Source organism: Terrabacter aerolatus, assembly GCF_007991735.1.
In the GTDB taxonomy this organism is placed as follows: domain Bacteria; phylum Actinomycetota; class Actinomycetes; order Actinomycetales; family Dermatophilaceae; genus Terrabacter; species Terrabacter aerolatus.
The window spans coordinates 336,196-362,762 of the sequence record NZ_BJYX01000001.1 but is presented as its reverse complement, the minus strand read 5'-3'; the positions used below and the strand labels follow the sequence as shown (position 1 = coordinate 362,762).

Annotated in this window: 26 protein-coding genes and 3 riboswitches; of the genes, 9 read left to right on the top strand and 17 right to left on the bottom strand. The window is 74.2% G+C overall.

The features are described 5' to 3' along the window. Position 1 precedes the first annotated feature (1 nt). From TAE01_RS01750 to TAE01_RS01740, 3 genes are read left to right on the top strand one after another with little or no spacing between them, the layout of a single operon-like run. Complete coding sequence (locus tag TAE01_RS01750; protein ID WP_147062728.1) at positions 2–742, top strand: cobalt-precorrin-6A reductase; 741 nt, start codon at positions 2–4, stop codon at positions 740–742. Between the two features lie 29 nt (positions 743–771). Beyond that, on the top strand, positions 772–2,580 hold the full coding sequence (locus TAE01_RS01745) for a SulP family inorganic anion transporter (protein WP_246111071.1): 1,809 nt from the start codon (positions 772–774) through the stop codon (positions 2,578–2,580). 10 nt (positions 2,581–2,590) lie between these two features. After that, a complete protein-coding gene (locus TAE01_RS01740; RefSeq protein ID WP_147062726.1) occupies positions 2,591–3,043 on the top strand; it encodes an MOSC domain-containing protein in 453 nt (150 codons plus the stop codon). Here the strand turns inward: TAE01_RS01740 and TAE01_RS01735 are convergent. The 11 genes from TAE01_RS01735 to TAE01_RS01690 form a co-directional block, all read right to left on the bottom strand. After that, positions 3,009–3,965, bottom strand: coding sequence for a cobalamin biosynthesis protein (locus TAE01_RS01735; RefSeq protein ID WP_246111070.1), 957 nt, complete (start codon positions 3,963–3,965; stop codon positions 3,009–3,011). The two genes, TAE01_RS01740 and TAE01_RS01735, sit on opposite strands and share 35 nt — an antisense overlap. Continuing rightward, a complete protein-coding gene (cobA, locus tag TAE01_RS01730) occupies positions 3,962–4,972 on the bottom strand; it encodes a uroporphyrinogen-III C-methyltransferase (protein WP_147062724.1) in 1,011 nt (336 codons plus the stop codon). The genes TAE01_RS01735 and cobA overlap by 4 nt, the downstream gene beginning before the upstream one ends. Next, on the bottom strand, positions 4,962–6,014 hold the full coding sequence (cobC, locus tag TAE01_RS20790) for an Rv2231c family histidinol phosphate aminotransferase CobC (protein WP_246111069.1): 1,053 nt from the start codon (positions 6,012–6,014) through the stop codon (positions 4,962–4,964). The genes cobA and cobC overlap by 11 nt, the downstream gene beginning before the upstream one ends. After that, on the bottom strand, positions 6,011–7,468 hold the full coding sequence (locus TAE01_RS20785) for a cobyrinic acid a,c-diamide synthase CobB (protein WP_246111068.1): 1,458 nt from the start codon (positions 7,466–7,468) through the stop codon (positions 6,011–6,013). The genes cobC and TAE01_RS20785 overlap by 4 nt, the downstream gene beginning before the upstream one ends. Next, on the bottom strand, positions 7,465–8,076 hold the full coding sequence (cobO, locus tag TAE01_RS01720) for a cob(I)yrinic acid a,c-diamide adenosyltransferase (protein WP_222594028.1): 612 nt from the start codon (positions 8,074–8,076) through the stop codon (positions 7,465–7,467). Before cobO ends, TAE01_RS20785 begins: the two co-directional genes overlap by 4 nt. After that, entirely contained in the window at positions 8,076–10,208 is a 2,133-nt protein-coding gene (locus tag TAE01_RS01715) for a magnesium chelatase subunit D family protein (RefSeq protein ID WP_147062720.1), read from the bottom strand. The genes cobO and TAE01_RS01715 overlap by 1 nt, the downstream gene beginning before the upstream one ends. An 81-nt stretch (positions 10,209–10,289) precedes the next feature. Continuing rightward, a riboswitch (cobalamin riboswitch) is annotated at positions 10,290–10,362 on the bottom strand. Positions 10,363–10,418: 56 nt separating this feature from the next. Beyond that, the gene (locus tag TAE01_RS01710; protein ID WP_147062719.1) at positions 10,419–11,261 is read right to left on the bottom strand and encodes a hypothetical protein; all 843 of its coding nucleotides are present in this window, start codon (positions 11,259–11,261) and stop codon (positions 10,419–10,421) included. Beyond that, on the bottom strand, positions 11,258–11,749 hold the full coding sequence (locus tag TAE01_RS01705; protein WP_147062717.1) for a hypothetical protein: 492 nt from the start codon (positions 11,747–11,749) through the stop codon (positions 11,258–11,260). Before TAE01_RS01705 ends, TAE01_RS01710 begins: the two co-directional genes overlap by 4 nt. Next, positions 11,746–12,123 (bottom strand): hypothetical protein, encoded by a 378-nt coding sequence (locus TAE01_RS01700; protein ID WP_147062715.1) that lies wholly within the window; start codon positions 12,121–12,123, stop codon positions 11,746–11,748. The genes TAE01_RS01705 and TAE01_RS01700 overlap by 4 nt, the downstream gene beginning before the upstream one ends. Positions 12,124–12,204: 81 nt before the next feature. Next, positions 12,205–13,251, bottom strand: coding sequence for a WXG100 family type VII secretion target (locus tag TAE01_RS01695; RefSeq protein WP_147062713.1), 1,047 nt, complete (start codon positions 13,249–13,251; stop codon positions 12,205–12,207). 81 nt (positions 13,252–13,332) lie between these two features. After that, positions 13,333–14,115 (bottom strand): hypothetical protein, encoded by a 783-nt coding sequence (locus tag TAE01_RS01690; protein ID WP_147062712.1) that lies wholly within the window; start codon positions 14,113–14,115, stop codon positions 13,333–13,335. Between the two features lie 172 nt (positions 14,116–14,287). Between TAE01_RS01690 and cbiE the strand changes: the two genes are divergently transcribed. The 5 genes from cbiE to TAE01_RS01665 all read left to right on the top strand — a co-directional run bounded on the left by cbiE (position 14,288) and on the right by TAE01_RS01665 (position 17,992). Then, on the top strand, positions 14,288–15,577 hold the full coding sequence (cbiE, locus tag TAE01_RS01685) for a precorrin-6y C5,15-methyltransferase (decarboxylating) subunit CbiE (RefSeq protein ID WP_147063015.1): 1,290 nt from the start codon (positions 14,288–14,290) through the stop codon (positions 15,575–15,577). Further along, positions 15,574–16,347, top strand: coding sequence for a precorrin-4 C(11)-methyltransferase (gene cobM / locus TAE01_RS01680; RefSeq protein WP_147062710.1), 774 nt, complete (start codon positions 15,574–15,576; stop codon positions 16,345–16,347). The genes cbiE and cobM overlap by 4 nt, the downstream gene beginning before the upstream one ends. Before the next feature lie 30 nt (positions 16,348–16,377). Continuing rightward, a riboswitch (cobalamin riboswitch) is annotated at positions 16,378–16,575 on the top strand. Between the two features lie 31 nt (positions 16,576–16,606). Then, positions 16,607–16,813 carry a CbtB domain-containing protein gene (locus TAE01_RS01675; protein ID WP_147062708.1) on the top strand — a complete coding sequence of 69 codons (207 nt, stop codon included), beginning with the start codon at positions 16,607–16,609 and terminating at the stop codon, positions 16,811–16,813. Between the two features lies 1 nt (position 16,814). After that, positions 16,815–17,588, top strand: a complete 774-nt coding sequence (locus tag TAE01_RS01670; protein ID WP_147062706.1) for a CbtA family protein — start codon at positions 16,815–16,817, stop codon at positions 17,586–17,588. Continuing rightward, positions 17,585–17,992, top strand: coding sequence for a hypothetical protein (locus TAE01_RS01665; protein ID WP_246111067.1), 408 nt, complete (start codon positions 17,585–17,587; stop codon positions 17,990–17,992). The genes TAE01_RS01670 and TAE01_RS01665 overlap by 4 nt, the downstream gene beginning before the upstream one ends. A gap of 21 nt (positions 17,993–18,013) precedes the next feature. Here TAE01_RS01665 and TAE01_RS01660 read toward each other — a convergent pair whose 3' ends face one another. From TAE01_RS01660 to TAE01_RS01635, 6 genes are read right to left on the bottom strand one after another with little or no spacing between them, the layout of a single operon-like run. After that, on the bottom strand, positions 18,014–18,460 hold the full coding sequence (locus TAE01_RS01660) for a hypothetical protein (RefSeq protein WP_147062704.1): 447 nt from the start codon (positions 18,458–18,460) through the stop codon (positions 18,014–18,016). 18 nt (positions 18,461–18,478) lie between these two features. Further along, complete coding sequence (locus TAE01_RS01655; RefSeq protein WP_147062702.1) at positions 18,479–18,769, bottom strand: DUF1905 domain-containing protein; 291 nt, start codon at positions 18,767–18,769, stop codon at positions 18,479–18,481. 12 nt (positions 18,770–18,781) lie between these two features. Next, positions 18,782–19,345 carry a DUF1990 domain-containing protein gene (locus TAE01_RS01650; protein ID WP_147062700.1) on the bottom strand — a complete coding sequence of 188 codons (564 nt, stop codon included), beginning with the start codon at positions 19,343–19,345 and terminating at the stop codon, positions 18,782–18,784. A gap of 36 nt (positions 19,346–19,381) precedes the next feature. Beyond that, a complete protein-coding gene (locus TAE01_RS01645) occupies positions 19,382–20,911 on the bottom strand; it encodes a precorrin-2 C(20)-methyltransferase (protein ID WP_147062698.1) in 1,530 nt (509 codons plus the stop codon). Then, complete coding sequence (locus TAE01_RS01640; RefSeq protein WP_147062696.1) at positions 20,908–21,576, bottom strand: precorrin-8X methylmutase; 669 nt, start codon at positions 21,574–21,576, stop codon at positions 20,908–20,910. The genes TAE01_RS01645 and TAE01_RS01640 overlap by 4 nt, the downstream gene beginning before the upstream one ends. Next, positions 21,567–22,700 carry a 4Fe-4S domain-containing protein gene (locus TAE01_RS01635; RefSeq protein WP_147062694.1) on the bottom strand — a complete coding sequence of 378 codons (1,134 nt, stop codon included), beginning with the start codon at positions 22,698–22,700 and terminating at the stop codon, positions 21,567–21,569. The genes TAE01_RS01640 and TAE01_RS01635 overlap by 10 nt, the downstream gene beginning before the upstream one ends. Positions 22,701–22,728: 28 nt before the next feature. Then, a riboswitch (cobalamin riboswitch) is annotated at positions 22,729–22,874 on the top strand. A 39-nt stretch (positions 22,875–22,913) separates the two neighbouring features. Between TAE01_RS01635 and cobN the strand changes: the two genes are divergently transcribed. After that, positions 22,914–26,564, top strand: coding sequence for a cobaltochelatase subunit CobN (cobN, locus tag TAE01_RS01630; RefSeq protein ID WP_147062692.1), 3,651 nt, complete (start codon positions 22,914–22,916; stop codon positions 26,562–26,564). The last annotated feature ends 3 nt before the right edge of the window (positions 26,565–26,567 follow it).

The following is a 26,567-nucleotide window of genomic DNA, read 5'->3' as shown; positions in this document are numbered from 1 at the left end:
CGTGCGGGTCCTCGTCCTCGGGGGCACGGGGGAGGCCCGTGACCTCGCGGCGCGCCTCGTCGGCCGCGGTGACGAGGTCGTGTCGAGCCTCGCGGGCCGCGTCAGCGCCCCGGCCCTGCCCGTGGGCGACGTCCGGACCGGTGGCTTCGGAGGGGTCGACGGCCTGGCCGCCTACCTCGCCGACGGCTCCTTCGACCACGTCGTCGACGCGACCCACCCCTTCGCCGCCCGCATCACCGACCATGCCGTGCAGGCCTGTCGGCACGTCGGGTTGCCGCTCGTACGGCTCCAGCGGCCCGGCTGGTCGCGCCATCCGCTCGCGTCCGGCTTCACGTGGGTCGACGACGTCGAGGGCGCCCGGACCGCCGCGGAGGATCTCGGTGTGCGGCCGTTCCTCACGACGGGGCGCCAGCAGCTCGAGACCTTCGCCACGTGGGAGGACCGCTTCGTCCTCGCCCGCGTCGTCGACCCACCCGACTGGGACGTGCCCGCCTCGTGGGAGGTGCTCCGCGCCCGCGGGCCCTACCCCTACGCCGCCGAGCGCGAGCTGATCGAGAGCCGCCGTGTCGACGTGCTCCTGACCAAGGACTCGGGCGGGGCGCTCACCGAGGCCAAGCTCGCGGCGGCGAACGACCTCGGCGTGCCCGTCGTCGTCGTCCGCCGGCCGCCGGTGCCCGACGGCGTGCCCGTCGTCGAGTCGGTGGACGACGTCCTGCGGGCGTTGACCTCGAAACGGGCCTGACGGCATACGTCCTCGCGTACGTTCGTCGCGTGACGGCGGGGCCGGCGGTGGGGCAGGAGCGGGCGCGGTGGGAGCGACTGCTCCCCGGCATCGCGGTGCTGCGTCGCTACGACCGGGTCTGGCTGCGCGGCGACGTGCTCGGCGGCATCACGGTGGCCGCGTACCTCGTGCCGCAGGTGCTCGCCTACGCCGAGGTGGCGGGTCTGCCGGCCGTCACCGGGCTCTGGGCCGTCGGGCCGGGACTGCTCGTCTACGCCGTCCTCGGGTCGTCGCGGCAGCTGTCGGTCGGGCCCGAGTCGACGACCGCCCTCATGACGGCGGCCGGGGTCGGGGCGCTCGCGACCGCCGCAGGTGGCCTGGCGATGCGGCAGGAGATGGCCGCGCTCCTCGCCATCGCCGTCGGGCTCCTCTGCGTCGTCGGCTTCGTCACGCGACTCGGCTTCCTGTCCGACCTGCTCTCCAAGCCGGTGCTCGTCGGCTACATGGCCGGCATCGCGGCCCTCATGGTCGTCAGCCAGATCGGCAAGGTGACCGGGATCGCCGTCGCGGGCGACTCGTTCGTCCAGGAGCTGAGGTATGCCGTCACGCACCTCGGCGACACCCACCTGCCGACGCTGTGGCTCTCCCTCGGCGTGCTCGTCGCGCTGTTCGCGTTCCAGCGGTTCGCGCCCCGCTGGCCGGGACCGCTCATCGCCATGCTCGGGGCGACCGTCGTCGTGGCGGTGACCGGCCTCGTCGACCGGGCCGGGGTGCACGTCGTCGGGCCGGTTCCGCAGGGCCTGCCCGCCGTGCGCCTGCCGAACGTCGCCGACGTCGACGTCTGGGCCCTGCTCCCGGCGGCCCTCGGGGTCGCGGTCGTCGCCTACTCCGACAACGTGCTCACCGGACGCGCGTTCGGGGCGCGGCACCGGGAGAGCATCGACAGCAACCAGGAGTTCCTCGCGCTCGGCGGGGCCAACGTCGCCAGTGGCCTGCTCCAGGGCTTTCCGATCAGCTCCAGCGGCAGCCGCACCGTCATCGCGGACGCCATGGGCTCGCGCACGCAGCTGCATTCCCTGGTCTCCCTCGTCATCGTCGTCGCGACCCTGCTCTGGCTGGGCCCCGTCATCGGCGCCTTCCCGACCGCGGCGCTCGGGGCGGTCGTCGTCTTCGCGGCCGTCCGGCTCGTCGACGTGGCCGAGATGCGCAGGATCGCGGCCTTCCGGCGCAGCGAGCTCGTGCTGGCGCTCGCGACGACGGCCGCGGTGCTCCTCTTCGGCGTGCTGCCGGGGATCGGGGCGGCCGTCGCCCTGTCGGTGCTCGACCTGCTGCGCCGCATCGTCCACCCCCACGACGGCGTGCTCGGCTACGTGCCCGACGTCGCCGGCATGCACGACATCGACGACCACCCGGATGCCGTCCAGGTGCCGGGGCTCGTCGTCTACCGCTACGACTCCCCGCTCTTCTTCGCCAACTCCGACGACTTCGTCAGGCGGGCGCTCGCGGTCGTCGAGGCGGCGTCCCGGCTCGGGCACGTCGAGTGGTTCCTGCTCAACGCCGAGGCCAACACCGAGGTCGACCTGACGGCCGTCGACGCGCTCGAGACACTGCGCTCGACGCTGGCGTCGCGCGGGATCCGCTTCGCGATGGCGCGGGTCAAGGAGGACATGCGGATCTCCCTCGAGGCCGGCGGGTTCGTCGACGAGGTGGGGGCCGACCTCATCTTCCCGACCCTGCCGACCGCCGTCGCCGCGTATGCCGCGTGGTACGAGCGCGAGCACGGCTCGGCGCCGCCGGGGCTGCGCATCCCACCGGTGCCCGCCCAGCCCGAGAGCACGCAGCCACGGCCGGACGCCTAGCCTTGCCCGCATGGACACCGACGACAGCGCGCCGACCGTGGTGGCGATCCACGTCGCCAAGGGCCGGCGGCTGCCGACCCGCTCGGTGCCGGCCGTCGAGGCGGAGGCGGGCGCCGGACTCGTCGGCGACCGCTACCACGGCAGTCGGCACCGGCACGTGACGATCCAGGCGCTGCCCGACCTCGAGGCGGCGGCTGCCGACCTCGGGCGTCCCGTCGACCCGGCGCTGACCCGGCGCAACCTCACGCTGTCGGGCGGCGCGATCCCGACCCGGCCGGGTGAGCGGATCCGGATCGGCGACGTCGAGCTCGAGGTCGTGCGCATCGCGGCGCCGTGCCGGCTGCTCGACGACAACCTCGGGCCCGGGGCGGCCCGGGCGCTGCACGCGCGGGCGGGGACGGTCTTCCGGCTGCTGACGTCCGGCACGATCAGCGTCGGCGACGAGGTCGACCTCGCCCCCTGAGCGCCCCTCCCCCAGCGACGAGGACGGCGACGCCGAGCGAGCCGACGGACACCTGATGTGCCAGGCGCGCGGCCGGGGCGATGTCGTGGGTTGTCGCCGCCGGGCCGGTGCCGAGCGTGCCGCGGTCCTCGCTCCGGCCCTCGTAGGTGTTGGACCCGCCGAGCCTGACACCGAGCACCCCTGCGAAGGCGGCCTCGACGACGCCGCCGTTCGGGCTCGGGTGGGCCGGGGCGTCGCGACGGATCGCCGACCACGCGTGCGCGACACCGGTGCGCGAGCCGCTGCTCGCGGCGGCCAGGGCGGCGGCGACCCGGGCCGGGCCCCAGTTGGCGACGTCGTCGAGCCGGGCTGCGGCCCAGCCGAACTCGAGATAACGGTCGCTGCGGTGGCCCACCATGGCGTCGAGCGTGTTGACGGCGCGGTAGCCGAGCAGGCCCGGGACGCCGAGCAGGCCACCCCAGAGCAGCGGGGCGACGACGGCGTCCGACGTGTTCTCGGCGAGAGATTCGATGCAGGCGCGCGCGATCTCGTCGGCGTCGAGGCCGGACGTCTCGCGCCCGACGAGGTTGCGCACCTGGGTGCGCGCCGCGTCGAGGTCGCCCCGGCGCAGCTGCCCGTCGATGGTCGAGGCCTCCCGCGACAGGGAGTGCCCGCCGAGGACGGTCCACGTCGCAGCAGCGGTCACGAGCATGTGGGCGACCCGATGGCGTCGGGTCGCGCGCTCGGCCACGACGCCGAGGCCGGCCGTGGCGCCCACGAGCAGCGCGACGTGGGCGACCCCGTGGGCGCGCCGGGCGGCATACGTCCGCTCCTCGACCGTTGCCGCGACGGAGCCGAACCCGGCCACCGGGTGCCAGCGGCGCGGGTCGCCGATTGCCCGGTCCAGCGCCCAGCCCAGGGCCAGGCCGAGGGGACGGCTCACCGGAGGACGTCGAGGGCGGCGACCTCGCCGATGACGACGACGGCCGGGGCGCCGAGCCCCTCCCGTCGCGCGACGACGTCGATGTCGGTGAGGGTCGCCCGTGCGGTCCGCATGCTCGGCAGGCCGGCGTCGGCGACGACCGCCGCCGGCGTCGTGCCGGGCAGGCCCTCGGCGACGAGCGTCTCGGCGATGGCTCCCAGCGTGGCGATGCCCATGAGGACGACGACCGTCGTGCGGCTGCGGGCGATGGCGCCCCAGTCGAGCGTGCTCCGGGGGTCGCCCGGCGGCACGTGACCGCTGACGACGGTGAAGCCCTGGACGAGGGCGCGGTGCGTGACCGGGATGCCGGCGAGAGCAGGTGCCGCGATGCTCGACGAGATGCCCGGGATGACGACGACCGGGATGGCGTGGGCCGCGCACGCCTCGGCCTCCTCCCCGCCACGACCGAAGACGAAGTTGTCACCGCCCTTGAGGCGCAGCACGTTCCGGCCGGCGAGCGCGTGCTCGACGAGCAGCTCGTTGATGCGCTCCTGCGGGGTGAAGTCGCCGCGCGGGATCTTGCCGACGTCGACGACGTGCACGTCGTCGCGGGCGTGCCGCAGCGCGCTCAGGGGCGCGAGCCGGTCGTGGACGATGACGTCGGCCACGCGGATCGCCTCGATGCCCGCCACGGTCAGCAGCCCGGGGTCACCGAGGCCGCCGCCGAGGAGGGTCACCGTCCCGGTCCTCGGGCGTTCCTCCGGCACCCCGGATCCGGGCTTCACCGCGGCCGCTGTCGTCGGGTCACCACGCAGGACGACGTCATGGGCGGCCGGGTCGGCGCCCGGGTCGAGGGACACGAGTCCCCGCTCCGCGAGGTCGCGCAGCGACGTCGGCAGGTCCTCGAGGGTCGCGGCCACGGTCACGCGGGCGCCGTCGCCGAGCAGCGCGTGCACCGTCGCGACCGTGTGTGGACGGACCCGCGCGACGAGGACGGACAGGCCGGCGAAGCTCAGCTCAGGCGACACGGCGCGGTCTCCTCAGGTCGGCGAGCGCCGTGGCGACGGCGCGGGAGGTCTCGGGGTCGCGCACGGCGAGACGGATCCACGACGGCCCGAGCCCGGGAAAGGTCTCGCCCCGGCGGACGGCGAAACCGAGGCGGGCGAGGTCCTCGCGGACCGACGCCGCACCGAGCGGGCTCGTGTCGACGAGCACGAAGGGTGCGGTCGAGGGAGCTGTGCCCAGACCGACGGCCGCGAGCTCGCCGACGAGGACCGCGCGGTCGGCGGCCCCGGACACGGCCGCCGCGTCGGCCTCCGCGAGGGCGCGGTGCGACAGGCACGCCACCGTCGCGGCCACGGCCGGGGTCGACACCGACCACGGCGGCTGGACGGCGCGCAGGGCGGCGACGAGGCGCGGGTCCCCGACGACGTAGCCGGCCCGGAGCCCGGCCAGGCCCCACGTCTTCGTCAGGGACCGGACGACGAGCAGCCCCTCGAGGTCCGGGCCGATGAGGGACTCCGGCTCGCCGGGCACGGCGTCCATGAAGGCCTCGTCGACGACGACGACGCGTCCGGGCCGCCGGAGCGCGAGCACGTCCTCGGCGGGGTGCAGGACCCCCGTCGGGTTGGTCGGGTTGCCGACGACGACGAGATCGGCGTCGGCATGCTCACCGTCCGGTCCGAAGGCCGACGGGTCGAGACGGAAGGCCTCCCCGTGCCGCAGCACGCAGCGGCCGACCGGGCGACCGGCCGCGACGAGCGCGGCCTCGGGCTCGGTGAACTGGGGGTGCACGACGACCGGTCGGCTGCCGGCGACGGCCCGGGCGACCAGGGTGAAGGCCTCCGCCCCTCCGGCGGTCGGCAGCACGCACTCCGCGTCGACCCCGTGCCGAGCGGCGACGGCTGCCGTCGCCGGCGACGGGTCGGGGTAGCGGCCGAGGTCGCGCAACGACTCCGCGACGACGTCGGCGAGCCAGGGCGGCGGTGCCGGCAGCCGCACGTTGACGGCCAGGTCGACGAGGCCGGGGGCGACGTCCCGGTCACCGTGGTGGTGCAGGTCGATGCTCACGACGCCCGCCTCTGCGAGCCGGCGGGGACGGAGGAGACGTGCGAGAGCGTCGAGCCGGCATACGCGTGGACGGCGTCGGCGAAGCGCCCGGCGAGGTGGGGGTGCCCGGCCCAGTGCGTGTGCAGGTACGACGCGTGCACGGTGGCGCGACCGGTGCCCGCGGGGTCGAGGGCGACGCCGTCGGGGGTGCCGTCGAGCAGCCACGCCGCCGGGCCCGGGTGCTGGGTGCCGCTCACCGTCGTGCGGTGGAACTCGTGCCCGGTGACGCGGGTGCCCGCGACGCCGAGCACCGAGCTCGCAGGGGCGATCGCGGTGCGGTAGCCCAGCGTCAGGCGAGGTCCCATCGTCCCGACCATTGGGACCGCTCCGACCATCTCGTGGCCGTCGACCGACTCGCAGAGGTAGAGCAGGCCCGCGCACTCGGCGACGGTCGGCAGGCCGGCGCGGACGGCCTCCCGGATGTCGTGACGCAGGCCGGCGTTCGCCGACAGGTCCTCGGCGTGCACCTCCGGGAAGCCGCCGCCGAGGTAGAGCCCGGCGGTGCCGGCGGGCAGCGACCTGGCGTGCAGCGGGTCGAAGACGACCGGTTCGAGCCCGGCCGCACGCAGCAGCTCGTCGGTCTCGGCGTAGCGGAAGGTGAAGGCGCGGCCGCCGGCCACGGCGACGACGGGTCGCGGCGCACCCGAGGTGAGGGGACGAGCCGCCTCGCCGAGAGCCGCGGTCGGGTCCCAGGCGGCGTCGGCCAGGTCCGGCGCCGACCGCGCGATCGACAGCACCGCGTCGAGGTCGACGTGCTCGGTGACGCGCTCGGCGAGCAGCCGCACCGACCGTGCGGCCTCCTCGCGTTCGGCGGCCGGCACGAGACCGAGGTGACGCGACGGCGCCTCGATGCCGGAGTCGCGCGGCAGCACGCCGAGCACCGGCACCCCGGTGGCCTCGAGGGCCGACCACACCTCTCGGGTGTGCCGGCCCGACGCGGCCTTGTTGAGCACGACGCCGGCGACCCGGACCCCCGGCTCGAAGGTCGCGAGGCCGTGGACGACCGCCGCGGCCGTACGGGTCATGTGGCTCACGTCGAGGGCGAGCACGACGGGGGTCCGCGTCAGCGTGGCGAGGTGCGCGGTCGACGCGTAGCCGTCCCCACCGATACGTCCGTCGAAGAGGCCCATGACGCCCTCGACGACGGCGACGTCGGTCACCCCGTTCGCGGCCGCCCCGTGAACGAGGAGCGGCGCCACCCGGTCCTCGCCGCAGAGGAAGGGGTCGAGGTTGCGCCCGGGGCGGCCGGTCGCGAGCGAGTGGTAGCCGGGGTCGATGAAGTCGGGGCCGGCCTTGAAGCCCGAGACCCCGAGCCCGCGGGCGCGCAGGGCCGCCATGAGCCCGGTCGCCACGGTCGTCTTGCCGTGGCCCGAGCCGGGGGCGGCGACGACGACGCGCGGCAGGTGGGTGGTCACCACTCGATCCCCCTCTGGCCCTTCTGCCCGGCGTCGAACGGGTGCTTGACCTTCGTCATCTCCGTCACGAGGTCGGCGAGGTCGAGCACGGCCTCGGGGCAGCGGCGCCCGGTGATGACGACGTGCTGGTGGCCGGGGCGGTCGCGCAGGGTCGCCACGACGTCGTCGACGTCGATCCAGCCCCACGCCATCGGGTAGGTGAACTCGTCGAGCACGTAGACCCCGTGCGTCTCGGCAGCGAGCCGGCGCTTGATCTCGGCCCAGCCCTCACGGGCCGCCTCGGCGTGGTCGTCCTCGGTGCCCTCCTTGCGCGTCCACGACCAGCCGGCACCCATCTTGTGCCACTCCATGGGGCCGCCCGCGCCGGTCTCGCGGTGCAGCTCGCCGAGGGTCTCGACGGCGGTCTGCTCGCCGATGCGCCACTTGGCGCTCTTGACGAACTGGAACACCCCGACCGACCAGCCCTGGTTCCACCCGCGCAGCGCGAGTCCGAAGGCGGCCGTCGACTTCCCCTTGCCGTCGCCCGTGTGCACGATGACGAGCGGCCGGTTGCGGCGCTGGCGGGTCGTGAGGCCGTCCTCGGGGACGGCTGTCGGCTGCCCACGCATCAGGCCGCCCGTCCCGTCGTGGCTCGGGCCGCGCGCGCCGCGCCGACGATGGCCGAGGCGGCGAGCTCGCCGACGGGCAGGTGCTCGGCGCCGAGGTGGTCGGCGAGCTGCGCGGCCAGCCCCATCCGGAAGCGCCCCGACTCGCAGTCGAGCACGACGCCCTCGACGCCCTCGTGCCGCAGCTGCGCCGCGACCCGGGCAGCGCGCTGGAGCGCGTCGGGCCCGCTGGTCGCGCGCCCGTCGGTGACGACGACGAGCAGCGCTCGCCGGTTCGGGTCGCGCAGTCGCTCGACGCGCAGGGTCTCGTATGCCGTCTCCAGTCCTTCGGCGAGCGGCGTCCGGCCGCCGTGGGGCAGGTCGCGCAGCCGGCGGGCCGCGATCTCGACCGAGCCGGTCGGCGGGAGGGTGAGCTCGGCGCCCGCGCCGCGGAAGGTCACGAGTGCCACCTTGTCGCGCCGCTGGTAGGCGTCGAGCAGCAGCGAGAGCACGGCGGACTTCACCGCCTCCATGCGCCTCCGGGCGGCCATCGACCCCGAGGCGTCGACGCAGAGCAGCACGAGGTTGGACTCGCGGCCCTGCAGCACCGAGCGGCGCACGTCGCCCGGCAGCACGCGGAGGCGTGGCGGTCGGTCACCGCGCGAGACGTCCCCCGTCGAACCGTGGGAGGCTGCTGCGCGGATCGTCGCGGGCACGTGGACCGGTCCGGTGCGGGCGCTCGTGGAGCCGACCCGGCGCCCGGTGCTCGTCACGGCGCTCGACCGGCGGCCGGGGTCTCCCGTGCCGAGACCGGTGGCGCGCAGCAGCCGGGCGCGGTACGGCTCGTCGGCCGTGCTGACGCCGGAGGCGGCGGGTGCACCGGCCGGTGCCTGCCCGGTCTCCGTCCCGCCGTCGTCCGGATCGTGCTCCGCCCGCTGCGGCTCGGGCCGGCGTTCGGCGGGCTCCGCGTCGAGCTCCCCGTCGCGCTCCGGACGCTGACCCATCGACGTGCTCGGCGGCGCCTCGCCGTCGCCGTCGCCGTGCAGGTCTTGGTCGTGGCGGGCGTCCGGCTCGGGCTCGCCGCCGTCCCCGGGGTCCGGCTCGTCGTCGCCGAGGAGTCGGTCGAGCAGGTCCTCGTCGAGGCCGGGGGAGTCGAACGGGTTGCGCCGCCGGCGGTGGGGCAGGGCGAGGCGCGCCGCGGCACGCACGTCGGCGACCGTGACCGTCGCGCGTCCCGACCAGGCCGCGTGGGCCACGGCGGCACGGGCCGTGACGATGTCGGCGCGCAGGCCGTCCACCTCGAACGCCGCGCAGACGGTCGCGATCTTCGTCAGCATCGCGTCGGTCAGCGAGACTGCGCCGAGGGCCGACCGCGCGTCCGCGATGCGCCGCCTCAGCGCCTCCTGGTCCGCCTCGAACCGCGCGACGAACGCGGCCGGGTCGGCGTCGAAGGCCAGCCGACGGCGTACGACCTCGGCGCGCAGCGTCGGCTCCCGGGGGGCCGCCACCTCGACGGTGAGGCCGAACCGGTCGAGCAGCTGCGGGCGCAGCTCGCCCTCCTCGGGGTTCATGGTGCCGACGAGGACGATGCGGGCCGCGTGCGAGACCGAGACACCGTCGCGCTCGACGGTGTTGCGGCCCATCGCGGCCGCGTCGAGGAGCAGGTCGACGAGGTGGTCGTGGAGCAGGTTCACCTCGTCGACGTAGAGGATGCCGCGGTTCGCGGCCGCGAGCAGGCCGGGCTGGTATGCCGTCTCGCCGCGTCCCAGCGCGCGCTCGAGGTCCAGCGACCCGACCACGCGGTCCTCGGTCGCGCCGATGGGCAGCTCGACGAGCCGCGCGGCGCGGGAGGCGGCCGGGGTCGCGGGGTCGTGCGGGCCGTCCGGGCACGTGGCCCGGTCGGTCGGTGCGCACCCGAACCGGCAGTCGACGACGACCTGCTGGTGTGGGAGGACGGCAGCGAGGCCGCGCACCATCGTCGACTTCGCGGTGCCCTTCTCGCCGCGCACGAGCACTCCGCCGACGTCGGGGGACACCGCGGTCAGGACCAGCGCGAGGGCCAGGTCGTCCGAACCGACGACCGCGGAGAACGGGAAGGTGTCAGGTGGGACCGCCTGCTGGACAGGGGTTTTCGAGTCGTTCGAGCCATCGCGCATAGGATTGCGAGCCTCCTGCGGGTGCCTCGCCCGCGTCGGTGGACCGGACGCGCCCGGACGGGCGCGACCAGCGACGGGAGATGCCCTGGCTTCCCCCGACCGGGTGGGTCGGGAGTTCACAGTGGCGGGACCGCTCCGGATTTGCACCGGATTCCTCTCCAGTCGCCACCGCGCAGTCTGCCAGAACCCGGACGGCTCGGCGCGGCGGTCTCAGCTCCCTCGGTGATCGGTGCTCTCGTGCGCCGAGTCGTCGGCCGCATCGGCACCGAGGTCGGCGTCCGACGGCAGGATGCTCGAGAGCAGGAACCACACGTCGGTCGGCGTGGTCGGCACGAGCGAGAGGCGGTCAGCCCCGGGCGGGCCCGAGGCCTCGAGCGCGAGCATGCCGGCCGTCGTGTCGAGCACGGAGACGCGGCGGCTGACGAGGTCGGCGTCGGAGCGCACCGACCGGCCGGGCGGTGCCCACGAGACGACGGCGGACCAGAAGCACCACGCGCCGTCGCGGACGAGCCCCGCGGCTTCGGCGAAGTCCGACGCGAGCGCGGTGCCGAGCGCGTCGGCAGCACGGGCACGTCGACCGTCGTCCGGGTCGAGGAGGCCGTCCAGCAGGTCCGGTGTCACGGTCACGCTCCCGGCGCCGAGCCGGGTCCGGGGACGCAACCTGACGAGGCGCGCGATCGTGGTCGGCACGAACTCCGTTGCCACGCCTGCGAAGTCATAGCTGCCGTCGCCGACGTCGGCGAGGACGGCCGACAGGAGCGACAGCCAACCCTGGTGCACGAGCAGCTGGTGGCGGGAGGCCACGACCGTCTCGAGCCGCGCCAGGGGTCGGGCCACCGCTGCGAGGGCCGGCGCCAGCACCTCAGTCGGGTGACCGTCGACGAGGACGCCCGTCGCGGTCAGGTCGTCCGTGGCGCGAGCGTCGGCGGGGGCCTGCGTCCGGGCGTCGGGGTGGGCGTCGGGGTGGGCGTCGGTGGCGAGGTCGACCAGGGTGTCGAAGGTGGCGGGGTCGAGCCGGACCCGGCCCACGGCGGCGTCGAACTGCACGGTCACGCGGACCCCCTCCCGGCGGCGGGGTCGACGACGAGGCTGCCGAAGACGTGAGCGAGCAGCTCGCCCTGCGCGGCCCAGGCGAGGGTGCTCGTCGTCGCGGTGAGGGTCACGCCCCTGCCGTCGACGACGGTGGCCCGCTGCTCCACGGTGACCGACCGGTTGTCGTCCGTGGCATACGTCGCGAGCCGTCTCAGTCCGGGCAGACCACCCACGGCGAGGCGCTCGGCGTCGAGGGGGACGTAGTCGGCGAGGTGTGCGGCGAGGTAGGACTCGGTGCCGACCTGCCAGTCGCGCAGCGACATCTCGACCGGCGTGACCGTGAGCACGAGGTTGGCCCGGAAGAGGCCCTCCTGCTCCGGTTCGACGACGACGAGCTCGACCCCGCCGTGCGGGTGGTGGACGGTCTCCCACGCGTCGGGCACGAGCAGCGTGACGGCTCCGTCGGCGACGACCTCGCGACGAGGGTCACCGGGGAGGGGGAGGCTCATCGCCGCTTCTTGCGGTCGGACCGACGGCGGTCGCCGATGATGCGGACCTGCAGGTGCGGCGCCCGCGCCTCCCGCGACCACCGCGGCACGTACCAGCGCGGCGCCGGGAGGAAGAGGCCTCCCCAGAGGCTGACGACGAGGCCGACGAGCAGGAGCGGGACGAAGGCCAGGGCTCCCTGGTGGGCGCCGTCGTCGTAGCCCCGGAGTCCTGCCGTCGCGCCCAGCACGAGGGCGATCCCCGGCAGCCAGAAGAGGATCGCCGACTCCTGGAAGCGGTCACCCACCCACCAGCGTGCGCCCTCGCTGCGGCCCAGGCGCGACCAGACGACGAAACCGAGCAGGGCGACGGCGACGACGACGAGGAGGACGGACACGGCCACGACTCTACCCACGCCGGCCGGTGCCGGCCCGTCGGCGGGAACGGCGCGATGCGCGGGGGAGAAAGGGGTGGCTCATCAGTCGAACAGCCCGCCGATGAAGCTGCCGGCGGCCTTGAAGCCGTCGCCGATCTTGTCGCCCGCCCACGCGGCGGCGTCCCCGACCGGACCGACCACCTGGTCGCTCACCCAGCCTCCGACGACGCCGCCGAGGCCGCCGCCGACGAAGCCACCGATGGCCCCGCCGATGACGGCGCCGACGGGACCGCCGACGGCCGCGCCGATGAGGGCGCCTCCCTGCGCTCCGGCCCAGGCCCCGGCCCACGAGCCGGCGGCCGTGACCGCACCCGCCGTGGCCGACCGGGTGACCCGCTCGGTCGTTCCCATCGTCGGGTCGGACGAGTCCTTGTTCCACTGGCCGAACGCCGACGTCGCGAACGATGTCACCGTGCCGGCCCGGCCGGCCCACTTCGACGCCGTGCCCCACCTCGCCACCGTGGTTGCGCGGTAGGGGTTGGCCTGCCAGTTGCGGGCCTGGTTCATCGACCACGCGGATGCCCAGCGGCCGGTGGGACGTGGGAGGTACCCGTAGCGTCCGTTGGCCAGGTAGCCCCGCGGCTGCCACCGCCCGAACTGGTTGCGTTGCAGGTAGGACGCGAGGGCGCTGGTGCCGAACATCGTGTTGGCCGTGATGAGGCCCGGCCAGGCGAGGAACGAGGCGGAGTCGTCGGGGGCGAGGTTGGACTGCTTGAGCAGCGAGTCCCAGAACGAGTCCCCGGCCTTGCCGCCGCCGCCCGGACCGCTCGTGGGCATCGACGCGGTCAGGAAGGCGGCCGAGGAGATCGCCCCGCCGTCGCCGCTGGCGCCTCGCTGGGCCTGCGCGTTGCGGGAGAGCCGGTCGCCGAGCCGCCCCAGCTCGGTGCCGAAGGTGTCGATCTGGGCCTCCAGGGCCGGCCACTGGGAGATCAGTGACTGGAGGTTCTCGCCGCCCCAGTTGCCCTTGAGGGAGCCGAGGACGCCGGTGACCGCCTGTCGCGACGCGGCCGCCTCACGCGCGTAGCCGGCGAGCAGCTCCGCGGACCGGTCGAGCGCGTCCGGGTCGGCGCCCTTGCGATAGATGGCCATCGCTCCCCCTGTCGTCTGGTCGGCGCTGCAGAGCCTACGGAGGCAGGCACGTCTCCGCGATGGGGAGCGCTCCCCGTCGCCTCAGGCGGAGGGTCGCACCGGGGGAGGGACCGGGTCGACGGGCAGGGCGTGCACGAGGCTCTGCCAGATGCTGCCCGTCGTGGTGCCGGTCAGGATCGCGCCGTCCGGCTCGTCGTCGACCCGGAGCACCCCGGCGGGAGTGTCGACCCAGACGACCTGGGCGGTCGCGGTGCTTCCCGTCCGGCTGTCCGCTACGTCGACGGCACTCAGGCGCCACGCGGCCGTCCGGAGACACTCGGCCACCTCCGGCCACGGGGCAGCAGCCGCCGCCAGGTCTGCCGCGGACGCGGCGCCGAACGGGGCGGCCGGGCTCAGGAGGGCACCCACGCCGACGAGGTCGACGACCCCGCCGCGTCCGTGCAGGCGCGGACGCGGCTGGAGCATCGTCAGGTGCGCGATCGTCGCCGGGAGGAACGCGATGTCGACCTCGACGAGGTCGGCCCCCTCGTCTCCCTGGTCGACGACGAGCGCGCTCGTGCGGTCGACCCAGCCGTGGTGCAACCTGGGCGAGCTCTGGTTTCCCGTCGAGATCTCCAGCCTGGCGTAGGGGTCGGCAACCGCCTCCAGGCCGGCGCGCAGTCCCAGATGAGGTCGTCCGTCGACGAGAATCCCTGCGTCAGAGAGAGATTCGCGCTGCGCGGCGTCGATCGTCGTCGCATCCCCGAGATGGAGGTCAGCCAGCGCCAGCACGGACGGCACGTCGGCGCGAAGTCGCGCCGTGGACGCGTCGAAGTGCGGTGCGCGCCGTGATCGCGCAGCCGTGGTCCACCAGTTCCTGTGCATGCTGCCTGGTCCCGTCCCCCCGGGAGATCTGTCATCGGGCCTGCCCCGTGCCCGGCCCGGAGCCCATCATGGGGCACGGCCGCAGGCTTGGGTGCGGAATGGGACGACCAGTTCCGTCGACCGTCCGGCGGGGGGTGCCAGCCGTCGCCCGGTTAGGGTCACCGTCGTGGTGATGACGGGACAGGCGGACGGCAGCGGCGCGACGGACGGGGCATCGCGCCCCGAGGGCGTCGACGTGGTCGGCGTGGGCGCGTGCGGGCTCCCCTCGCTCGGACCCGAGACCCTTCGGCTCGTGGAGGAGGCCGACGTGGTCATCGGCGGGGAACGTCATCTCGCGATGATCGAGCGCCGGCCGGGGCAGCTACTCGTGCCGTGGCCGTCCCCGTTGCTGCCCCGGCTCCGGACTCTTCTCGAGGAGGTCGGCGCCGGTCGGCTCGTGGTGCTGGCGAGCGGCGACCCCCTCGTGTCGGGCATCGGCACGACGCTGGTCCGCGAGCTCGGAGCCGACGCCGTGCGCGTGCACCCGGCCGTCTCCTCCGTCGCGCTGGCCCGAGCCCGCATGGGGTGGTCGGCCGAGGGGTCCGACGTCGTCACCCTCGTGGGGCGGGACGTCGACCGCCTGCGCCGCGACCTGGCGCCTCGCGCCCGGATCGTCGTGCTCACCTCTGGCGACGACGCCCCCACCCGCATCGCCTCCCTGCTCGTCGACGAGGGGTATGCCGCCAGCCGCCTCACCGTGCTCGGTGACCTCGGCACCCCGGTCGAGTCGCGCACCGACGGGTTGGCCGCATCGTGGGACGGGCGTCCCGCTCCCCGGCTGCACCTCGTCTGCATCGAGTGTGCGTCGCCCCCCGACCGCAGCGCGAGGTCGCTCGTGCCGGGACTGGGCGACACGGCATACGAAAACGACGGGCAGCTGACCAAGCGCATCGTGCGGGCGGCAGCCCTGGCTCATCTGGCGCCCCAGCCGGGTGACGTGATGTGGGACCTCGGCGCCGGGGCCGGGTCGGTCGGGATCGAGTTCGCTCGGCAGCACCCGCGCAACGAGGTGCACTCGGTCGAGCGCGACCCCGAGCGGGCCGCGAGGATCCACCGGAACGCCAGGGCCCTGGGGGTGCCGGGCCTCGAGGTCGTCGAGGCGTCGTCGCTCGACGCCGTGGGGTCACTGCCGCGGCCCGATGCCGTCTTCATCGGCGGAGGCGCCGGCGCCGAGCTCATCGACGCCTGCTGGTCGGCACTCCGTCCCGGCGGGCGGCTCGTCGTGCACGGCGTCACCGTCGAGACCGAGGTCCTGCTCCACGAGGCGCGTGGACGCCTCGGCGGTTCGATGAGCCGCCTCGCCGTCGAGGACCTCGACACCATCGGCTCGCTCCACGGCTGGAAGCCTGCCCGAGCCATCGTGCAATGGTCGGTGGAGAAGCCTGTGACACAGACGAGTTCGAGTTCGGAGACGCACGTATGACGGTCCACTTCATCGGTGCCGGCCCCGGCGCGGCAGACCTGCTGACGCTGCGCGCGGTGCGGCTCGTCGGCGAGGCGCAGGTCTGCCTCTATGCCGGCACGTACATCGGGGCCGAGGTGCTCTCCCACTGCCGTGAGGGGGCCGAGCTCGTCGACACCCAGCACCTCGACCTCGATGCCATCACCGAGCACTGCGTCCGCGCCCACGAGGCGGGCAACGACGTCGCGCGGCTGTGCTCCGGCGATCCCTCGCTCTACTCCGCCATCGCCGAGCAGACCCGACGGCTCGACCGGGCCGGAGTGCCGTGGGACGTCACACCGGGCGTGCCCGCCTACGCCGCGGCCGCCGCCCTCGTCGGCCGGGAGCTGACGGTGCCCGAGGTCGCGCAGTCGGTCGTCCTCACCCGGGCGCACCGCGACTCGACGCAGATGCCCGAGAGCGAGTCGCTCGACCACTTCGCGCGGTCCGGGGCCACGCTCGTGCTGCACCTCGCGATCCGCCGCACGCGTGAGCTGATGGCTTCGCTCGTCGTCCACTACGGCGATGACTGCCCCGTGGTCGTCGTCGCGAACGCCGAGCAGCCCGACCAGCTCGTCCTCCGCGGGACGCTCGCCGACATCGCCGACCAGGTCGAGGCTGCGGGACTGCGCCAGGCCGCGGTCATCCTCGTCGGCCACGCGCTGGCGGCCCGCGAGTCCGACGACTTCGTCGAGTCGCACCTCTACGGCACCCGGATCACTCGAAGCAGGCGGAACACGCCCGGCGCCTAGGGTCCCCGTGGCGTGTCCGGCAGGCCTGTGTCAGGATGCGAGTGCCGCAGTGCACGGGAAGTCGGTGTGATTCCGACGTGGTCCTCGCCACTGTGACCAGGGAGCAAGTCCCCATCGTTCGCCACTGGCAACCGCGGGTCGACACGTCGTCGACGCGAAGTCGCCGGGAAGGCTGGGGAGGCGTGACGATCTGGAAGCCAGGAGACCGGCTGCGGCGATGATCTGTCCACGAGGCATGGAAAGAAAGGGTCACTTCGCCATGACCACAGTTGCATCGGCTTCCGCCGTCCCGTCCGACACCGCCGTCAGCGTCCCCGTCTGGGCGTGGGCCCTGCTCGCGTTCGCGGTCTTCGCGCTCTACTTCGTATCGCAGGAGAACGGGGCGCTGCTGAGCGCCCCCGCCGCGCAGATGCTCCACGAGCTGACGCACGACGCGCGTCACGCCCTCGGCGTCCCCTGCCACTGAGGTGGGCCTGAGCTTCGGCTCCGTGCTGCGGCGCGGGGTCCTGGCCGGCATGCTCGCGGGCCTCGCGGCCGCGGTCATGATCTGGCTCGTCGTCGAGCCCGTCATCCGACGGGCGCTCGTCATCGAGGACCTCCGCTCGATGCACGGAGGTCAAGCAGCGCCACCGGGATTCGCCGCCCACGGGGGCGGTGAGCCACTCGTCTCGCGCACGGCCCAGGTCGTCGGGGGAGCCGTCACCTCGGTCGTCGTGGGGATCGCCGTCGGGGTCATCTTCGCGGTCGTCTTCGCCCGGGTGCGCGAGCGGCTGCCCGGCCGCGGCGACTTCGGTCGCTCCATGGTGCTCGCAGCGATCGGCTTCGCGGCCGTGAGTCTCCTTCCAGCGCTGAAGATCCCGTCGAACCCGCCTGCAGTCGGTGACCCGTCGACCGTCGGGAGGCGCACGATGCTGTATGCCGTCGTGCTCCTCCTCGGCGTGGCCGTCGCGGTCGTCGTGCCGACGATGGACCGCCGCCTCGCCCTTCGTGGCGTCGTGGCCTCGACGCGGTGGGCCCTCGACGTCGCGGCCGTCGTCGTGCTCCTCGCGCTCGTCCTCCTCCTCGTGCCGGGGAGCCCTGACCAGGTGCCTGCCGACGTGCCGGCCGACCTCGTCTGGGACTTCCGGCTCGCGTCGCTGGCGCAGCTCGCCACGATGTGGCTCGCGCTGGGTCTGGCCTTCGGGCTGCTGATGGAGCGGATCGCCGCACGCTCGCGGGCCCTCCGTCCCGTCGCGTCGTGACGGCGCACGGGAACGCCTCTGCTGACAGCGGTTCCGCGCGCACGTGCATCGTGCGGGCGTGCCGTGACTGCTGTTGTGGCACGGAGCGCAAGCACCCCGGGGTCGACCATGACGGCCTCCTGGACCGCCTGCAGGCCGGCACCCGGGGCAGCGCGCGCGTGCTGAGGAGCGCCTGCCTGCTCGCGTGCGAGGAGTCCAACGTCGTCGTCGTGACGCCGTCGACCGAGGGGAGGCAGGCCGGAGGGCGGCCCGTGTGGGTGCGTGGCGTGCTCGACGACGCGTCCGTCGACGCCGTCACCGGGTGGGTCACGGAGGGTGGTCCCGGCGTGGCGCCCCTCCCGTCGGAGCTCGACGACCGCGTCTTCGCCCCGAGTGGGCTCTCGCTCACGTGGACGCGGGTCTGAGACGACCCGCCGGAGCCGGCGTCAGACGAAGGCCTCGAGGTCGTCGCGCATCCGACTCAGCTCGGGCTGCTCGCCGTAGAAGGACTCGAGCGCTGCCAGCGCGCGCAGCACCATGGCGCGTCCCTCGTCGTCGATCTGCCCGGTGAGGCGCAGCAGCGTGAAGCCGGCCGCGACGACGATCGTGGCCGCGTCGACGCCGTCCTCGTCGTCGAGCCCGGCGAACATGCCGTCGACGTCGGACGGCTCGTCGAAACCGTCGGCGAGCAGGTCGCGGACGGTCGTCGTCGCCTCGAGCTCGTCGCGGCGTGCGGCCCACTCGGCGAGCAGGTCCGCGCCCTCGTCCGTGCCGAAGGGTGCGAACTCGCCCGCAGGGTCGTCGTAGACGGGGCTCGTGAAGTGGTCGGTGAAGGCGTCGTCCGCCGGCGCGTCGATGCCCGGTCGGGTCTCGTCGTGGGTGGTGTCATCCATGGCATCCAGCATGCCGCGTCACGGATCGGCGCGGACGTCCAGCCCCACCTCGACGGTGTCGCCCTCCTCGACGTCCTCGGCCCGGCGGACGGCCTGCTTGAGCGGCACGACGTAGCCGCCGTCCTTGGGCCACAGGGACGTCGTCCACTCCGTGCGGCCGATGCGAGCGGTGACGGGGATCATGCCCCAGCCGTAGCTGACGTGGGCCACGTCGTGCAGCGCCTGCGACTCGTCCTCGGGCACCGTGACGAAGTAGTACGGCGCCGGGCCACGCCACTGCCAGACGTCACCGTTGAACTCGAGCTCCATGGGCTCAGGATGTCAGTCCACCGGCGTCGGAGGCGTTGCCGTCACGGGCACGCGGTCGAGGGCCGCGAGGTAGCGCCTCGCCATCCTCTTCTGGACGAGCCGCGAGACGGGCCCGCCGAGCCGGGCCAGGAACGACGCGGGTCTCGAGACTGCCGTCACGGTGAACCGCAGGGCGCCGTCGGCAGCCCGGTCGAGGACGAAGCGCTCCTCGCCGGACTCGGGGTGGCCGGGCAGCGTGCCGTAGACGAAGCCGCGACGGTTCGGTTCGTCGATGACCTCGACCACGCGACACGGGATCCGCAGCGACCACCGACCCACACCCAGACGCAGGAGCACGACCGCGTCGAGGACGTCGGCCGCATCGGACGCCTGGGCGCGTAGCCCCGCCCCCTCGTGCACGCGCCAGCCGAACAGGTCGCGCGCCGCGGCATCGAGGTCGCGGCGCCGCAGGCGGGTGGAGACGTCGAGCCTCCGGTAGCCGGGTGGTGCGAGGCCCGGTTCGAGCACGCCCTGCGGGTAGGTGAGCTCGGCCGCACGCAAGGCGACCGCGTCCTCGTGACCCAGCGGCTGCGGCATACGACCATCATCGTCGATGTCGTGCTGGTGCCACCGTCACCTGACGAAACGCGGCGTCCAGACCTGGCCGTCCCGGGTGACGCGGGTGCCCGAGGTGCCGACGATGACGAGGCACAGCATGTCGATCGTGGCCGGGTCGAGGCGCTCGAGGGTGGTCACCGTCAACGACTCCTCCGTGCGACCCACGTCGCGCCCCACGACGACCACGGTGTCGGCGTCGCGTTCCTCGAGGAAGACCTCACGGGCCCGGGCGATCTGCTCGGTGCGCGAGCGTGAGGCCGGGTTGTAGAGCGCGACGACGAGATCGGCACGGGCCGCGGCCCGGAGCCGCCGCTCGATGACGGCCCACGGCTTGAGCCGGTCCGAGAGCGACAGGACCGCGAAGTCGCCACCGAGGGGCGCGCCCGCACGGGCCGCCACGGCCTGCGCTGCGGTGAGGCCCGGGAGCACCCGGACGGCCACGTCGGAGTAGCCGTGGGTGTCGGCGGCCTCGAAGACCGCGGACGCCATGCCGAAGACGCCGGCGTCACCACCGGAGACGACGGCGACCCGTTCACCCGTGCGGGCCAGCTCCAGGGCATCCCGGGCCCGGTCGACCTCGACGGTGTTGCCCGAGGCGTGACGGGTCAGGCCCTCGCGCTGCGGCACCCGGGCCACGTAGGGGGCGTAGCCGACGACGTGCCCGACCTCGGCGAGGGCGGCCGACGCCTCGGGGGTGAGCCAGCGGTCCGGACCGGGGCCCAGACCGATGACGACGACCTCGCCGGACGGCCCGGCCGGCGGCTGGGGCGACGGGGCCGGCGCCGTCGCAGGGTCGGAGGAGCGCGCACGGCCCGCGGCGTCGGCGCGGAGGTCCTTGCCGGGCACGACGACCATCGACATGTAGGGCACGCTCGCGGCGTCGACCTCGGCGACCGGCAGCACCCGCTCGTCGGCCGAGCTCGCCCGCTCGACGTAGCGCGCCTCGTCGAGGCGCCCGGCCTGACGCAGGGCCTCCCGGACGTTCTCGAAGGTGCGGCCGAGCTTCATGACGACGGCGGCCTCCGTGTCGGCGAGCCGGCGCGCGAGCTCGGGGACCGGCAGGGTCCCGGGCAGGATCGTCAGCACGTCCTCGTGCCGGCACAGACCGGTCGCGACCGCCGCGGCCGACCCGCTGACCGACGTCACGCCCGGCACGACCGCGGTGTCGTAGCGGTCGGCGAGGCGGTCGTGCAGGTACATGTACGTCCCGTAGAAGAGCGGGTCGCCCTCGGCCAGCACGACGACGTTGCGGCCCGAGTCCAGATGTGCGGCAAGCCGATTCGCGGACTCGTCGTAGAAGTCGGCCATGAGACCGTGGTAGCCGAGGTGATGGTCGGTGGCGCCCGTCGTCACGGGGTAGACGAGCAGCTCCTCGACGACCCCGTGGGGGAGGTAGGACGCGGCGATGCGACGGGCGATCGAGTCGCGCCGCGGCCCGCTGTGGAAGGCGACGACGTCCGCGTCGCCGATGAGGCGCGCCGCCTTGACCGTGACGAGCTCCGGGTCGCCCGGGCCGACCCCGACCCCACGCAGCCAGCCGGTCACAGCTCCTCCTCGCGGGCCAGGGCGTTGACGGCCGAGGCGGCCAGGGCCGAGCCGCCACGACGACCGTGGACGACGAGCCACGGGATGTCGAACGGGTTCTCGGCGAGGGCGACCTTGGACTCCGCCGAACCGATGAAGCCGACGGGGATGCCGACGATGGCGGCCGGCCGGGGGCCGCCGTCGGCGACGGTCTCGAGCAGGTGGAAGAGGGCGGTCGGGGCGTTGCCGATCGCGACGACCGCGCCCTCGACCCGGTCGCCCCACAGGGACACCGCAGCCGCGGATCGCGTGGTGCCCCAGGCCTTTGCGAGCGGCGGCACGCGTTCGTCGCGGAGGGTGCAGAGCACCTCGTTGTCGCGCGGCAGTCGCGCCCGTGTGATGCCCGAGGCGATCATGTGCGCGTCCGTGAGGATCGGTGCGCCGGCCTGCAGGGCGGTCCGTGCCGCCGTGACGAGCCCGGGGTGCACGGCGATGTGCTCGGTCAGGTCGACGTCGCCGCTCGCGTGCACCATGCGGACGGCCACGACGCGGGCGTCCTCGGGCAGGTGGGCGAGGCGAGCCTCCGCACGGATGGTCGCGAACGACCGGCGGTAGATCTCCGCACCGTCCGTCACGTAGTCGTAGCGGCGGGTCGGCGCGCGGCGTGTCTCGGTGGTCACGTCCATGGGGGCTCCTGCTCGGCGATGGTGGACAAGGCGTCCGCGGTGGACCGTGGGGCGAGCACGTCGACGTATGCCGTCGCGGGCGTCCCGCAGCGCCGCTCGCACCCGCTGACGTGCACGGGGAGGGTTCCGGCGGGGAGGGACGGGGCGAGGTCGCGGGCCAGGGCGCGGGTGTCGAGCGCGGACCTCGTGCACCCCGGCAGGCCGGTGCAGGCGTGCAGCCGGGTCCAGGGCGATCCGGCATGGGTCACGAGGCCCGCGGCCTCGAGCGGCGGGAGGGCGCGGGCGCCGTCCTCGACCACGAGCGAGCGCCACGGCGTCACGATGACCCGGTCCGTGACCTGCGTGAGCGCGGCGACGTGCTCGGGCCGCAGCAGGCCCAGCGGCACGGCCACGACGGCATGGTCGCCGACCCGTCCGAGGGGGCGCTCGGGCGCGCTGCGAAGCGTGATCGCCGTGGCCGGCTCGGGGCCGATGGGCGGAGCGAGCTCCTTGACGTGCCAGACGGATTCGTCACCGGCGGATCGGCTCACGAACTCTCGGGCCAGGGAGAGGATCAGGGGCACGGCATCGTCGAGTGGTGCCTCCCAACCGCGGGTCAGGCCACCTGCGAGGACGAGGCAGCGACCGGGCTCCGTCGCAAAGAGCCCGAGGTCGAACGACTCGCGGATGACGTCCCCGCGCCCGTCGTCGAGCACGAAGAGGAAGCGGCCGCCCAGCTGGGCGAGCCCGGGGTCGGCGCAGAGGGCGGCGTCGAGGTCACGGACGACGGGACGCAGGTCGCACTGCCCGGCGTCGTCGAGACCGGAGAGCGGCGAGGCGACGACGTTGCGCACGAGCTCGTGGGTCGCCGAGGGGACGAGCCCCGTCGCGCGGATCGCGTCACGGATCCACGGCGTCAGCGGGTCCGGGAGGCCACGCAGCTGCAGCGCGGCGCGCGACGTCAGCTGAATCGACGGATCCGGCTGTGCCGCAACGACATCCATGAGCCCCGACAGGGCGGCCACGTGCACCGGCCCGCCGGCAGGACGGAGGCGCACGATCGAGCCGTCGACCGCGACGAAGGGTCGGCTGACACCGGGGCAGGCATCGCCTGCCCGTCGCGCTCGGCTCGTCGGGGCGGTCACGCGGCACAGGATAGGCCCGGCCCTTGCGTCGTCAAGGCAGCCGTCTCGGGCTATGGTGGGCCCAGCGTCGTCGACCCAGGAACCCGGTGAGAATCCGGGACGGTCCCGCCACTGTGAGTCGCCACCCGTGAGGGAGGCGGCGAGTCAGGAACTGCCGACAGCGCTTCATTTCCTTACGACCGCGGGGCGTGGACACCCCGCCGAGGAGTTCCAGTGACGCGCATCGCGCTGCTCTCGACGTCTGACACCGACCTGCTGTGTGCCCGCGGGAGCGGTGCCGACTACCTGCTCGCCAACCCGTCGCGGCCCGGCCACACCTCGATGGCCGGGGCCATCGAGGCCGCCGACGTCGTCGTGGCGCGCATCCTCGGCGGGCCCCAGGACCTCTGCGAGGGCTTCCGCCGCATCCGGGGCATCGGCAAGCCGATGGTCGTCCTCGGCGGCGAGCAGACACCGCACGCCGCGCTCATGGACCTGTCGACGGTCGCGCCCGGCGTCGTCGCGGAGGCCCACCGCTACCTCGCCGAGGGCGGCGCCGCCAACCTCCGCGAGCTGCACGCCTTCCTCGGGGACACCCTTCTCATGACCGGCGAGGGCTTCGAGCCACCCGTGGCTCTACCGACGTGGGGCGTCCTCGACCGGCCCGAGCCGGAGCCGGCCGCCCACGGGGAGCACCGGCCCCGCGTCGGGATCCTCTTCTACCGGGCCCAGTTCGCCGCCGAGAACGTCGCCTACGTCCAGGCCCTCGCCGACGCGGTCGACGCGGCCGGCGGCGTCGGCGTGCCCGTGCACGTGTCGTCGCTGCGCGACGCCCCGGCCGACCTGCTCGAGCACCTCACGGCATACGACGTCCTCGTCACGACCGTGCTGGCGGCCGGCGGCACGAAACCCGGCACCGCGAGCGCGGGCGAGGACGACGAGGCCTGGGACGTGCAGGCCCTCGCCGCGCTCGACGTCCCGATCATCCAGGGGCTGTGCCTCACGTGGAGCCGCGACCAGTGGGACGCCAGCGACGACGGCATGAGTCCGCTCGACGTCGCGACGCAGGTCGCCGTGCCCGAGTTCGACGGCCGCATCATCGGAGGCGTCTTCTCCTTCAAGGAGACCGACGCCGACGGTCTGCCGCACTACGTGCCGGACCCGGAGCGGTGCGCCCGTCTCGCCACGCTCGCCGTCAACCACGCCCGCCTGCGCCACACTCCGCCGGCCGAGCGCCGCATCGCGATCGTCCTGTCGGCCTACCCGTCGAAGCACTCGCGCATCGGCAACGCCGTCGGTCTCGACACCCCGGTCTCGATCATCCGGCTGCTGCGCGCCATGCGCGACGCCGGCTACGACCTCGGAGCGCCCGGGGAGATCCCCGGCACCGGTCCGCTCGAGCCCGTCGACGGCGAGACGCCCGACACGACCGCGGGCAACGCCCTCATCCACGCGCTCATCGAGGCCGGCGGCCAGGACGAGGACTGGCTGACCCAGGAGCAGCTGACCGGGCAGCCGGTCCGCATTCCCGCCGCGCGCTACCGCGAGCACTTCGACACCCTGCCCGACGAGCTGCGCGACGCCGTGACGAAGCACTGGGGCGAGGCGCCCGGCGAGGTGTTCGTCGACCGCCACACCGACGCCGACGGCGAGCTCGTCGCCGCGAGCCTGCGCGCCGGCAACGTCGTCGTCCTCGTCCAGCCGCCTCGCGGCTTCGGCGAGAACCCCATCGCGATCTACCACGATCCCGACCTGCCGCCGACGCACCACTACCTCGCCGTCTACGACTGGCTCGCCAGGGACTTCGGTGCCCACGCGATCGTGCACATGGGCAAGCACGGCAACCTGGAGTGGCTGCCCGGCAAGACCCTGGCGCTCTCGGCCGCCTGCGGACCCGATGCGACGATCGGCTCGATCCCGCTCGTCTACCCCTTCCTCGTCAACGACCCCGGCGAGGGCAGCCAGGCCAAGCGGCGTGCCCACGCGACGATCGTCGACCACCTCGTGCCGCCGATGGCGCGTGCCGAGTCCTACGGCGACATCGCCCGCCTCGAGCAGCTGCTCGACGAGTACGGCAACGTCTCGGTCATGGACCCGGCCAAGGCACCGGCCCTGCGCGCCGAGATCTGGACCCTCATCCAGGCCGCGCAGCTGCACCACGACCTCGGCCTGACCGACCGTCCCGACGACGAGGCCTTCGACGAGTTCGTCATGCACGTCGACGGCTGGCTCTGCGAGGTCAAGGACGTCCAGATCCGCGACGGGCTGCACGTCCTCGGCGAGGCCCCCGCAGGGGAGGGCCTGGCCAACCTCGTGCTCGCGATCCTGCGAGCCAACCAGGTCTTCGCCGGTGCGGTCGGCGCCGTGCCGGGCCTGCGCACGGCGCTCGGCCTGAGCGAAGGGCGCTCGGAGCGGACGTCCGTCGACGACGCCGAAGTGCAGGCGAGCGCGCTCGTCGCCGCGCTCGCCGAGGCCGACTGGGACGAGTCGGCCGTGCCGGGGATCGTGCGCGAGCAGCTGGGCGACGTCGCCGTCGACACCGAGGGCGTATGCCGTTCGCTGGCCTTCGCGTGTCGCGAGGTCGTCCCGCGCCTGCGCGCCACGACGGGCGAGATCGACGCCGTGCTCCACGCGCTCGACGGCGGGTACGTCCCGGCCGGTCCGTCGGGCTCGCCGTTGCGCGGCCTCGTCAACGTGCTGCCGACGGGCCGCAACTTCTACTCGGTCGACCCCAAGGCGATCCCGAGCCGGCTCGCGTGGGAGACCGGACAGCGACTGGCCGACGGCCTGCTCGCCCGGCACCGCACCGACACCGGGGAGTGGCCCCGCTCGGTCGGCCTGTCGGTCTGGGGCACCTCCGCCATGCGCACCTCCGGCGACGACATCGCCGAGGTCCTCTCGCTCATCGGCGTCCGGCCCCGCTGGGACGAGATGTCCCGCCGTGTCGTCGGTCTCGACGTGGTGCCGCTCGCCGAGCTGGGCCACCCCCGCATCGACGTCACGGTCCGGATCTCCGGCTTCTTCCGCGACGCCTTCCCGCACGTCATCGCGATGCTCGACGACGCCGTCCGTCTCGTCGCCGATCTCGACGAGGGCCCCGACGAGAACTACGTCCGGGCCCACGTCACCGACGACCTGGCCGACCACGGCGACGCCCGCCGTGCGACGACCCGCATCTTCGGCAGCAAGCCCGGCTCCTACGGCGCCGGCATCCTCCCGCTCGTCGAGTCGGGCAACTGGCGGACCGATGCCGACCTCGCGGAGGTCTACGCCACGTGGGGCGGCTTCGCCTACGGGCGCGAGCTGGACGGCATGCCTGCTCGGGCCGACATGGAGCGCACCTATGCGCGGATGGACGTGGCGGCGAAGAACATCGACACGCGCGAGCACGACATCGCCGACAGCGACGACTACTTCCAGTACCACGGTGGCATGGTCGCGACGGTCCGCGCCCTGACCGGGCGCGAGCCCAAGGCGTACGTCGGCGACTCGACGACCCCCGACGCGGTGCGCACCCGCACGCTCACCGAGGAGACGGCCCGCGTCTTCCGCGCCCGCGTCGTCAACCCGCGCTGGATCGCGGCGATGCGCCGGCACGGCTACAAGGGCGCCTTCGAGCTCGCCGCGACCGTCGACTACCTCTTCGGGTTCGACGCGACGGCCGGCGTCGTGACCGACTGGATGTACGAGCAGCTCGCCCAGACGTACGTCCTCGACAAGGAGAACCGCGACTTCATCCAGCACGCGAACCCCTGGGCGTTGCACGGGATGATCGAGCGGCTCCACGAGGCCGTCGACCGCGGCCTGTGGGAGGAGCCCGACCCGCAGCTGCTCGCCGACCTCCAGCAGGTCTACCTCGACGTCGAGGGCGACCTCGAGGACTGAGGC

What these genes read in the sequence shown, in the direction of transcription:
- TAE01_RS01650 (WP_147062700.1), bottom strand. Translation starts at nt 19,345, where the DNA reads ATGCCGCAGCCGCTGGGTCACGAGGACGCGGTCGCCTTGCGTGCGGCC.
- TAE01_RS01640 (WP_147062696.1), bottom strand. Translation starts at nt 21,576, where the DNA reads ATGGACGTGACCACCGAGACACGCCGCGCGCCGACCCGCCGCTACGAC.
- cobM (WP_147062710.1), top strand. Translation starts at nt 15,574, where the DNA reads ATGACGGTCCACTTCATCGGTGCCGGCCCCGGCGCGGCAGACCTGCTG.
- TAE01_RS01675 (WP_147062708.1), top strand. Translation starts at nt 16,607, where the DNA reads ATGACCACAGTTGCATCGGCTTCCGCCGTCCCGTCCGACACCGCCGTC.
- TAE01_RS01740 (WP_147062726.1), top strand. Translation starts at nt 2,591, where the DNA reads ATGGACACCGACGACAGCGCGCCGACCGTGGTGGCGATCCACGTCGCC.
- cbiE (WP_147063015.1), top strand. Translation starts at nt 14,288, where the DNA reads ATGACGGGACAGGCGGACGGCAGCGGCGCGACGGACGGGGCATCGCGC.
- TAE01_RS01695 (WP_147062713.1), bottom strand. Translation starts at nt 13,251, where the DNA reads ATGGCCATCTATCGCAAGGGCGCCGACCCGGACGCGCTCGACCGGTCC.
- TAE01_RS01705 (WP_147062717.1), bottom strand. Translation starts at nt 11,749, where the DNA reads ATGAGCCTCCCCCTCCCCGGTGACCCTCGTCGCGAGGTCGTCGCCGAC.
- TAE01_RS01715 (WP_147062720.1), bottom strand. Translation starts at nt 10,208, where the DNA reads ATGCGCGATGGCTCGAACGACTCGAAAACCCCTGTCCAGCAGGCGGTC.
- cobO (WP_222594028.1), bottom strand. Translation starts at nt 8,076, where the DNA reads ATGCGTGGGCAGCCGACAGCCGTCCCCGAGGACGGCCTCACGACCCGC.
- TAE01_RS01660 (WP_147062704.1), bottom strand. Translation starts at nt 18,460, where the DNA reads ATGGATGACACCACCCACGACGAGACCCGACCGGGCATCGACGCGCCG.
- TAE01_RS01690 (WP_147062712.1), bottom strand. Translation starts at nt 14,115, where the DNA reads ATGCACAGGAACTGGTGGACCACGGCTGCGCGATCACGGCGCGCACCG.
- TAE01_RS01655 (WP_147062702.1), bottom strand. Translation starts at nt 18,769, where the DNA reads ATGGAGCTCGAGTTCAACGGTGACGTCTGGCAGTGGCGTGGCCCGGCG.